At 67.0% G+C, this 9609-nt stretch carries 11 protein-coding genes and 1 tRNA gene; 6 read left to right on the top strand and 6 right to left on the bottom strand.

Annotated features, from left to right (window positions below; all coding sequences use genetic code 11):
• From VGC77_RS15750 to VGC77_RS15770, 5 genes are all read left to right on the top strand, one after another.
• Nucleotides 1-294, top strand: a 294-nt coding sequence (locus VGC77_RS15750) for a 3-oxoacyl-[acyl-carrier-protein] synthase III C-terminal domain-containing protein (RefSeq protein ID WP_331172509.1), incomplete at its 5' end; no start/stop codon positions are given.
• A gap of 128 nt (nt 295-422) precedes the next feature.
• Nucleotides 423-758 carry an integration host factor subunit alpha gene (locus VGC77_RS15755; protein ID WP_331172510.1) on the top strand — a complete coding sequence of 112 codons (336 nt, stop codon included), beginning with the start codon at nt 423-425 and terminating at the stop codon, nt 756-758.
• A 55-nt stretch (nt 759-813) separates the two neighbouring features.
• A complete protein-coding gene (locus VGC77_RS15760) occupies nt 814-1560 on the top strand; it encodes a MerR family transcriptional regulator (protein ID WP_331172511.1) in 747 nt (248 codons plus the stop codon).
• 116 nt (nt 1561-1676) lie between these two features.
• Nucleotides 1677-1754 (top strand) — tRNA-Pro (locus VGC77_RS15765).
• A gap of 197 nt (nt 1755-1951) precedes the next feature.
• The gene (locus VGC77_RS15770; RefSeq protein ID WP_331172512.1) at nt 1952-2437 is read left to right on the top strand and encodes a hypothetical protein; all 486 of its coding nucleotides are present in this window, start codon (nt 1952-1954) and stop codon (nt 2435-2437) included.
• Nucleotides 2438-2482: 45 nt separating this feature from the next.
• Here the strand turns inward: VGC77_RS15770 and VGC77_RS15775 are convergent, their stop codons facing one another.
• The 6 genes from VGC77_RS15775 to VGC77_RS15800 form a co-directional block, all read right to left on the bottom strand.
• Complete coding sequence (locus tag VGC77_RS15775) at nt 2483-3667, bottom strand: trans-sulfuration enzyme family protein (RefSeq protein WP_331172513.1); 1185 nt, start codon at nt 3665-3667, stop codon at nt 2483-2485.
• A 257-nt stretch (nt 3668-3924) separates the two neighbouring features.
• On the bottom strand, nt 3925-4320 hold the full coding sequence (locus tag VGC77_RS15780) for a hypothetical protein (protein ID WP_331172514.1): 396 nt from the start codon (nt 4318-4320) through the stop codon (nt 3925-3927).
• Between the two features lie 237 nt (nt 4321-4557).
• The gene (locus tag VGC77_RS15785) at nt 4558-4872 is read right to left on the bottom strand and encodes a hypothetical protein (protein ID WP_331172515.1); all 315 of its coding nucleotides are present in this window, start codon (nt 4870-4872) and stop codon (nt 4558-4560) included.
• 138 nt (nt 4873-5010) lie between these two features.
• Nucleotides 5011-6522 carry an undecaprenyl-phosphate glucose phosphotransferase gene (locus VGC77_RS15790; protein ID WP_331172519.1) on the bottom strand — a complete coding sequence of 504 codons (1512 nt, stop codon included), beginning with the start codon at nt 6520-6522 and terminating at the stop codon, nt 5011-5013.
• Nucleotides 6523-6638: 116 nt separating this feature from the next.
• Nucleotides 6639-7790: a glycosyltransferase family 4 protein gene (locus VGC77_RS15795; RefSeq protein ID WP_331172516.1), complete on the bottom strand. Its 1152-nt coding sequence runs from the start codon at nt 7788-7790 to the stop codon at nt 6639-6641.
• A gap of 5 nt (nt 7791-7795) precedes the next feature.
• Nucleotides 7796-8485, bottom strand: a complete 690-nt coding sequence (locus VGC77_RS15800; protein ID WP_331172517.1) for a polysaccharide biosynthesis/export family protein — start codon at nt 8483-8485, stop codon at nt 7796-7798.
• Nucleotides 8486-8662: 177 nt separating this feature from the next.
• On the opposite strand from VGC77_RS15800, the gene VGC77_RS15805 reads away from it, so the two are divergent.
• Nucleotides 8663-9609 (top strand): GumC family protein (locus VGC77_RS15805; RefSeq protein ID WP_331172518.1); only part of this gene is annotated, 947 nt, incomplete at its 3' end.

The following is a 9609-nucleotide window of genomic DNA, read 5'->3' on the forward strand; positions in this document are numbered from 1 at the left end:
ACCGACGTAATCGTCGATGCTTTCAACGCCACCGGCGCAAGCGCCGAGAGCATCGACTGGTTCGTGCCGCACCAGGCCAACAAGCGGATCATCGATGCCTCCGCGCACAAGCTGCATATTGCACCGCAAAAGGTAGTCCTGACGGTGGACCTGCACGGCAATACGTCAGCGGCCTCGATTCCGCTGGCGTTGTCGGTGGCGGTAGCCGATGGCCGCATCAAGAAGGGCGACCTGGTACTGCTGGAAGCGATGGGCGGCGGCTTCACCTGGGGCTCGGCGCTGATCCGCTGGTAGGCTGAGTACAAATTATCTCGCATTGTCATGAACTTCGATGCGTCTGCATCGATGAGCGCTGTTGACCATTGGTCGTTAACCTCATAATTTCTGACAACAATTTTGTTCGCCGAGAGTTGGGGCAGGCGATGACGGGCACGGGAAAAACAGTCACACGCGTCGATCTGTGCGAAGCGGTCTACCAGAAGGTGGGTCTTTCGCGCACGGAGTCGTCTGCGTTCGTGGAGCTGGTATTGAAGGAAATTACCGATTGCCTGGAGAAGGGCGAGACGGTGAAGCTGTCGTCGTTCGGCTCCTTCATGGTGCGCAAGAAGGGCCAGCGCATCGGCCGCAACCCGAAGACTGGCACCGAAGTACCGATCTCGCCGCGCCGCGTGATGGTGTTCAAGCCGTCGGCCATCCTCAAGCAGCGCATCAACGGCGATACCTCGGCCGGCAACGGCAAGGACACGCACGAAGAGTGAGTCCGCGAGCCCGTTCGCGACCATCCAGCGGCCAGTGAAATTGGGGATCCAGCATTTGGACAAGGCGCCGGATGCATTCCGAACCATCAGCGAGGTCGCCGACGACCTCGACATCCCGCAGCATGTGCTGCGGTTCTGGGAAACCCGATTCGTCCAGATCAAGCCGATGAAGCGCAGCGGCGGCCGGCGCTATTATCGCCCGGACGACGTCGATCTGCTGCGCGGCATTCGCCGGCTGTTGTACGGCGAGGGCTACACCATCCGCGGCGTGCAGCGCATCCTGAAAGAGCAGGGCATCAAGGCGGTGCAGGGGCTGGCCAGCGGGCTTTCGCGGCCGGCCGCTCCGGACCCGCGCGACGGCGAACCGCAGGCCGGCGGATTTGACGCGGCCGAGCTGCCGCCGCAGGCCTATCTGGATCCCGACGAGGCGCCCGAGGCCGGCGTCACAGCGCCGGTGCTGGTGCGGCGCGAACCGGCGCCGGGAGCGCCGCTGAGCGCGTCGCGGCGCGAACCAACGCTCGGGCCAGCCCTTGGTCCCTCTGTTGGTCCAGCCCTGGGTCCGCCGCTTGGTCCGGCCCGTCGCGACCCCGAACTCGGCGCGGCGCTGGGGGCCACGCGGCCGCGGCACGTCGAGGATCTCCGCGCGCCCGCCCATCCCGCCTCGCACCTGGTCACTGCGGCTGGCACGAGCCGCCGGGAACTCGATCTGGCGCGGCTGGAGACCGCGTTGCAGGATCTGGTCGCCTGCAAGCAGATGCTCGACAGCGCCTTCGAAGACGGCTCGCCCTCGGCGGCGCTCTGATCGCCGGCGCGCATGCGGCGAGGGCGCCCGCCGTTCGCCGTGATCGGCGGCAATTCGGCGCCGCGGTTCTTGCGCCCGGGGCTGAACGAAGCTACAGGAACGGTGCCGGTTGGCATCGGAGCGTAGCGCAGCCCGGTTAGCGCACTAGTCTGGGAGACTAGGGGTCGAAGGTTCAAATCCTTTCGCTCCGACCAATTTCCTTCCACTTCGATCAGGACGCCCATGGCCTGCCGGTTTCGGCCCGCCGCGGCATCCGGCTGTCCAACATCCAGCGCGCGTCGGCGCCGGGGAGTAGGCTGCGGGCTACGCAAATTTGACCGCGGTCAGGGTGCGTCGGTCGCCGACGTGACATCGGTGGGCGGCATGCTTGCTGCATCGCGCGGAGCGGTCGATGATCTTCACCCTCGGTCTTCTGTTGAGCTACCTGTTTCTCGGCCTGACCCGCGCCGCCAACGGCATCACCGCGGAGCCGGCACAAAAGCCGGCCTGGGCGCTGGCGCGATCGCCGACCCTCGGCGTGGTATTCGGCGTGGTGGCGAGCTGGCCGGCCGCGCGCATCGCCGAGGCGCGGCAAAGCAACCCCGACAACCCGCGCCGCGGCATCGCCTTTGCCGCGATGAATGCCGCGGTGGAATTGGCGCTGCTGACGATGCTGACCTGGGGCGCGCTGCGGCTGGCGATCGCGCTGTCCGACAATATTCTGGTTGAAGTTCTGGTCGCCATCGTCTTGATCTTCCTGGTGTTGCGCGTCGTGCTGCCGATCGTCACGGTGAAACTCGCGCCGGCGATCGCGGTGGTCGGGCTGATGCTGGACCGGATGTTTCCGCCGACCGGCCGCGATGCCGCCGAGCCAAGCGACGGCGATCAGCCGACCTGACGGCGCCAATCCCGACGCCACGACACGCGCAGGCGGGACAGGGCGTTACGCCAGCGCTTGCGCCAGATCCGCAATCAGGTCTTCTGGGTCTTCCAGCCCGATCGAGAGCCGGAAGGTGCCGTTGCCGGTGGCCGCCCGATAGGCCTGCGCGGCGGCGCCTTCGAGGTGGAACGAGGAGCGCAGGAGATCGTCGGTCGGGATGTAGAAGATCAGGCTGCGGGTCTTGCCGAGCGACACCGCGTAGGAGAACAGCTTGACCCGGTCGGCGATCTGCCGCGACAGCGCCGCGCCGGCGGCCGCGGAAAACGCCACCATGCCGGAGAAATTGCGCATCTGCCGCCGCGCCAGCTCGGCCTGCGGATGATCGGCGGAGCCCGGCCACCACACCCGGGCGACGCGGGGATGGGTGTTAAGAAACGCGACCACCGCGGCGGCATTGGCCTGATGCAGCGCCATCCGCGCCGGCAGGGTTTCCAGCCCGCGCAGGATCAGCCAGGCGGCGAAGGGCGAGATCGTGGCGCCGAAATGGATGCCGGCGAATTTGCGCAAATCGGCAATCGCGGCGGCGCGTCCGATCACCGCGCCGCCCAGCGCGTCGCCATGGCCGCAGGCGTATTTGGTCAGCGAATGCACCACGAAGTCGGCGCCGAGGTCGAGCGGCCGGGTGGCGACCGGGGTCGCCATGGTGGAATCCACCGACAGCGCCGCGCCGCGGGCATGCGCGATCTCGGCGATCGCGGCGATGTCGGCGAGCCGCAGGATCGGGTTGGCCGGGGTCTCGATATGCACCAGCCTGGTCTCGGGCCGGATCGCAGCGGCGACCGCGGCCAGATCGGAGCTGTCGATTGCGGTGACGGCGATGCCGTAGCGCGGCAGGATGTCGTGGGCGAGCTCGGCGACGCCGGCGTAGCAGACCTCCGACAGCACCAGGTGATCGCCGCTCTGCAGCAGATGCAGAAACAGCCCGGACACCGCCGCCATGCCGCTGGCGAAGCTCAGCGCCGCTTCGCCGCCGTCCAGCGCCGCCAGCCGTGCTTCCAGCAGCTCGGCGGTCGGATTGCTCCAGCGCGCGTAGAAATGCGGCGCGGCGCTGGTCAGATCGTTGGCCGAGAAGCCGATCGCGTCAGGATGGGCGTGGAAGCTGGTCGCCGGCACCAGCGGGCTGAGCACCGGCTCGCCCGGCACCGCGGCGGCGGCTCCGGCGTGGACGGCAAGAGTGGCAGGCTTCATCCGCGGGGCTCCTCGGTCGGCGCGCCTTCGGCGCTGATCGAGGATCATAACAGCCGGCCTCGGAATGCCGAGCGCCGAACACGCAGCCCTGCGCATGGCGGCTTCGCTGTCAGCTCATGGGCTTGACCATGCGCTTGCGGGCTGGCGCCCGTCGCCGATCCGGCGTCGTCGACTGCCGTTTTCCCCTTTTGTGCACGTCAGTCACGTCGCCACCTCGCGGCGGCGCGCATCGTCGCGGATCCAGGCGTCCGCGCGGGTCAGCCGGTGCTCTGCTCCTCATAGGCGCGGGACGCGGATTTCGCCGCCGACTCGACCCCTGCGGACAAGCTGGCGCCGGCCTTGCTCCCGGCATTGAGCACATGGTGCTGATAGGCGTTGCCGTCCTCGATCAGGCGGCTCACCGCGCCGTTGAGCCATTCTTGATATTCCCGCAGCGCATCGACCGGCGTCGCGGCTTCGCCGATCCGTCTCGCGGCCTCGATCGCGGCCTTGGTTCCTTGCTGACGGCGCACGAACCAGCCGTCGGAGTAATGCTTGAGGCCGGCGAGCACGGCTTCCTGGCTCTCCCAGAATTTAACCCCGATCGGGGCGATCGTCTTCAAACTCGCGGTCGGCTGCAAGATCTGCGGAAATGACAATACGCTATCGCTCATGACCTTTCTCCATCGCGGAATGGTTGCTGATAGGCGCCGCGCGAGACTAACGTCGGGCGCTGTCGTCGCATGTGCAAAATAGCACAGGTCGCAAGATTTTGACTCGCCGCGCCATGCCGGCACACGAAAAACCGCCCGGTTTACGGGCGGTTCTTGATGTTCCGAACTAACTGATCGAGCTATCTATCGGGCGACACGCCAACGCGCAGAAACTGCGACACGGTGCCGCGCCAACTGTTAGTTCCGCTTGAACAGCCCGGTGACGGCGGCGGGGCTCGGCAGCTTGGCGGCCAAGCCCGGGACGAAGATCAGCGCCGCGATACCGGCGGCCAGCAAGGTCGGCAGCAGGTCGTATTGCGCGACGCCGGAGACGATCCACAAGGCGACCACCAGCGCCGCCAGTTCCGCCACCAGATAGGCCAGCACGGTGACAAATCCCGGCTGGGTCGACTTGATCGTCGGCGCGAAATTCGCCACCAGCAGGCTGAAAAGAATCACCACGATGGCGGCGAGAAACAGCGACGACAGCACGTCGACGACGGTGACCAGCATGACGATCTCCTCAACTGTCTACCAAGCTTGACAGCGCAACATAGAATGATTCTGACCGCCGGGAAAGCGCGTTGCCGGCAGGGCGGGCGGCGTTCAACGCGAAGGCGGCGCACGCAGTATGTTACCGCTTGCGCGGCCTCAATAGGCGTTCTCGCCCTTGAGCAGCGCCAGCGGCGTCTTCAGCAGGATGTAGAGGTCGAACAGCACCGACCAGTTCTCAATGTAATACAGATCGTGTTCGACCCGCTTCTGGATCTTCTCGTCGCTGTCGATTTCGCCGCGCCAGCCGTTGATCTGCGCCCAGCCGGTGATGCCCGGCTTGACGCGGTGGCGGGCGAAATAGCCGTCCACCGCCTCGTCGAACAGCCGGCTCTTCAGCTTGCCCTGAACGGCGTGCGGCCGCGGTCCGACCAACGACAGGTTGCCCTTGAACACCACGTTGAACAGCTGCGGCAGCTCGTCGAGGCTGGTCCTGCGGATGAAGCGGCCGACCCGGGTGACGCGGGGATCGTTCTTGGTCACCACCTTGGCGGCGGTGGGATCGGCCTGGTGGTGATACAGCGAGCGAAACTTGAACACGTCGATGCGTTCGTTGTTGAAGCCGAAGCGTTTCTGCCGGAACAGCACCGGGCCCGGGCTGTCGCGCTTGATGGCGAGCGCCACCAGCGCCATCAGCGGCGAGGCCAGCAGCAGGATCAGTGCGCCGACCAGGCGGTCGAACAGTTGCTTCGTCACCAGGTCCCAGTCGGTAATCGGCGCCTCGAACACGTCGAGCGTCGGCACCTTGCCGAGATAGGAATAGGAGCGTGGCCGGAACCGGAGCTTGTTGGTGTGCGCCGACAGCCGGATGTCGACCGGCAGCACCCACAGCTTCTTCAGCATTTCCAGGATCCGGGTCTCCGCCGCGATCGGCAGCGCGAACAGCACCAGATCGACCCTGGTGCGGCGGGCGAATTCGATGATGTCGTCGACCTTGCCGAGCTTCGGGCTGCCGGCGCAGCTGTCCATCGCGCGGTCGTCGTTGCGGTCGTCGAACACCCCGAGAATGTGCAGGTCGGAATCGTCCTGGGCTTTCAGCGCCGCGATCAGCCGTTCGCCGTTGTCGTCGGCGCCGACCACCACGGTGCGGCGGTCGAGCCGGCCGTCGCGGGCCCAGCGCCGCACCAGCGTGCGCAGCAGCAGCCGGTCGCCGATCAGCGCGCCGAGCCCGGCGATATAGAAGCCCGAGAGCCACACCCGCGACACCTCGCCGCCGAGCTTGGCGAAGAACGACGCCCCGATGAACAGCAGAAACACCACCGACCACGCCGAGATCATCCGGGTGAATTGCCTGAGCTGGCCGCGAAACGCCTGCACCTGATAGATATCGGCGGCCTGAAACGCCACCACCGCGGCCAGCGACATCGCGAAAATTGCGGCGAGATATTCCCAGCTCGGCGGATCGCCGTGCGCCACATAGCCGAGATACAGCGCGATGCCGACCATGTTGATCAGCAGCAGATCGACCATGCGCACCAGGCCCGCGATCACCACCGGCGAATAGGCCGGGCGGACCTTCAGATTGGCGACCGCAAGCGCCGCCGCCGACAGCTTGCGGCGCCGCTCGATGACAGGCGCGTCGGCGCCGAGCGTCGCCGCGGCATCGATCATGGAGCGTGCGTCGATTGGTTCCACGGCACCACACCCGTTGTTGTCCGCCGCACAGCAAGCCGCGCGGGAACGAAAGCCCCCACGCGACCGCTTAATGGAAAAGTCGGAACAATTAGTTAGCGCACCCGCGACTTATTAAGCCCGGCAAACGCCTCACGGTAGCCGGCCAGCACGCCTTCCACCATGGCATTCTGCGAGAATTGCTGGAAGATCCGCTGCCGCAGCGCCTTGGCGCGGATTGCCGCGATCGCCGGATTGGCCAACGCCGCTTCGATCGCCGCCACCATCGCCGCGGGGTCGTTGGGCGCAAACAGCCCGTCGCGGTGCGGGCCGAAGATCTCCGGGATGCCGCCGACATTGGCGGCCAGCATCGGCACGCCCGCCGCCGCCGCCTCGATCACCACATAGGGCATCGAATCGCCGCGCGACGGCACCACCAGCAGCCGGGCCTTGGCAAAGCCGTCGCGGGCTTTGACGTGACCGAGCAGCCGCACCGCGTTGCCGAGCTTCAGACGGGCGATCTGTGCCTGCAGCGCCGCGCTCTCCTCGCCATCGCCGCCCAGCGTCAGGGTGACCGGCCGGCCGGCGCCGCGCAGCCGCGCCACCGCGTCGAGCAAAAGGTCGGCGCCCTTGATCTTGCGGAACTCGCCGACATAGCCGAGGTCGGTGGCGTCGGCGGCGGTCTCCACGGGATCGAATTCTGCCGCGTCGACGCCGTTGAAGACGCAACGCACCAGGCCGCTCGGGGTGCCGATGATGCGCTGATAGGTGTCGCGGGCGAACGCGCTTTCGAACAGGAACAGGTCGGTGCGGTTCATCAGCACGCGTTCCAGCCGGCTGTAGAACGCGCCCTGCAAGGTGTCGGGCGGATAGTGCAGCGAGCCGCCATGCGGGGTGTAGACCCGGATGCTGCTCGGCCGGTACGGCTGCGAGCGCTGGAACGCGCCGGCCTTGGCGCCGTGGCCGTGCAGCACGTCCGGCTTCAGGCGGCCGAGCAGCTGCCAAAAATGCATCCACACCAGCAGGTCGGCCGGGCTCGGCGCGCGGCGGATCGGCAATCGATGCAGGCCGAGCGCCAGCCGCGGCGCGATCTCGGCTAGCGCCGCCTCGGCGCGGGCGCCGCCGGTCAGGCTGTCGGTGATCAGGCCGATCTGGTGGCCGCGGTCGGCCTGGCCGTTGGCGAGATCGAGAATGTGCCGGATGATGCCGCCCACCGGGGCACGGACCGCGTGAACGATGCGAAGCGGGCGATGCGAGAGCTCGGCCATCGCGGTTAGAACCAGCGCTCGCCGACCAGCACGGTATCGCCGGGGCCGAGCGGGGTGCCGAGCGGCACCGCGGCGCGCACCATGCCGCGGGCGTCGCCGTGGGTGAGAATCACCTGGTCGCGGCGGGCGCGCGGCGAAAATCCGCCGGCCACCGCCACCGCGCTTTCGACGCTCATATTCGGTACGTAAGGATAGGCGCCGGGTGCGGCGACCTCGCCGAGGATGAAGAACGGCCGGTAGGATTCGATTTCCACCGCCACTGAAGGCTCGCGGATGAAGCCGTTGCGCAGCCTCGCGGTGATGTCGGCGGCAAGCCCGGCGGGGCTGCGGCCGCGCGCCGGCACCGCGCCGATCAGCGGCATGGTGATCGAGCCGCCGGCGTCGATCGCGTAGGTGTTGGTGAGACCTTCCTGGCCGTAGACCACGATGCGCAGGCGGTCGCCGGCGTCGAGCCGGTAATCCGGATCGTAAGCCGGCGCCGCATAGGCCGCCGGCATCGCCGCATAAGCCCGCCGCGGCGCGGACGCAACGCCGCTGAACAGGCCGCGCCCGGCGGGCGCCGGCGCCGGGCCATAGGCGAGGGCGTCGAGATCGCCCTGCGGCGGCGCGCTGGCGAGCGGACCGGAACCGTGCGCGCAGCCGGCAAGCGCCAGCGCGCAGAAAAGGAAGGGGATGACGGCGCGGCCGCGTTGCATCGAAGGTGTTCCAGGACGGACTCAAGTTTTGATTAAGTACTTCCACGGTTAACAAAACATGACCGCCGCGGCGGCATGGCAGATTGCGGCGCTGTGGCCGAATTAACCCGGCAGCAACCTTAATGGAGTGTAATCGCTGGTAGTTGAAGCAGTGGTCGCGTTAAGCGGGAGTGAGCAATGCGGTTCGTGTTCTGGCGCAAGAGCGGCAATCCGCCCGCCAAGATTGCCCCCGAAGTGCCGCCCGTTCCCGCAACGCCTGTGGCGCGGGTCAGCGTGGTGCCGAGCCCGCCGCAAGCCGCGCTCGGCGACATCGACGCCCGCGCCATCCTGCAGGCACTGGGACGCAAGAAGCACCTGATCATCGCACCGACGCTGCTGGCGCTGGTGATTTCGCTGGCGCTCGTTAACTTGATCACGCCGCGCTACAAATCCGAAGCCCGCATCCTGATCGACGGCCGCGAGAACGTGTTCTTGCGGCCGAGCGGCGAGCGCAACGAGGAGCGCACCGCGCTCGACCCCGAAGCGGTCACCAGCCAGGTGCAGCTATTGCTGTCACGCGATTTGGCGCGCGAGATCATCAAGAAGAACAAGCTCGCCGAGCGGCCGGAATTCGACCCGGTGCTGCAAGGCCTGTCGCCGCTGAAATCGCTGCTGGCGCTGATCGGCATCGGCCGCGATCCGTTCTCGATGACGCCGGAAGAGCGGGTGCTCGATGCCTATAACGAGCGGCTGACCGCCTATGCCGTCGACAAGTCGCGCGTCATCGTGGTCGAATTCCAGTCGCGCGATCCCGAGCTTGCTGCCCGCGTCGCCAATTCGATCGCCGATGGTTATCTGATCATGCAGCAGAATGCGCGACAGGAGCAGGCAAAGGCCGCCAGCCAATGGCTCTCGGGTGAAATCGACAGCCTGCGCAAGAAGGTCGCGGACGACGAATCGCGCGTCGAGGATTTCCGCTCCAAGTCCAGCCTCTTTGTCGGCACCAACAACACCACGCTCTCCAACCAGCAGATGGGGGAACTGAACACCCAGTTGAACAATGCGCGGGCGCTGAAATCCGACGCCGAGTCGAAGGCGAGGCTGATTCGCGAGATGCTGCAGAGCGGCAAGCCGATCGAATCCTC

Origin of the sequence: Rhodopseudomonas sp. (assembly GCF_036404135.1) — a bacterium.
GTDB lineage: Bacteria > Pseudomonadota > Alphaproteobacteria > Rhizobiales > Xanthobacteraceae > Rhodopseudomonas_A.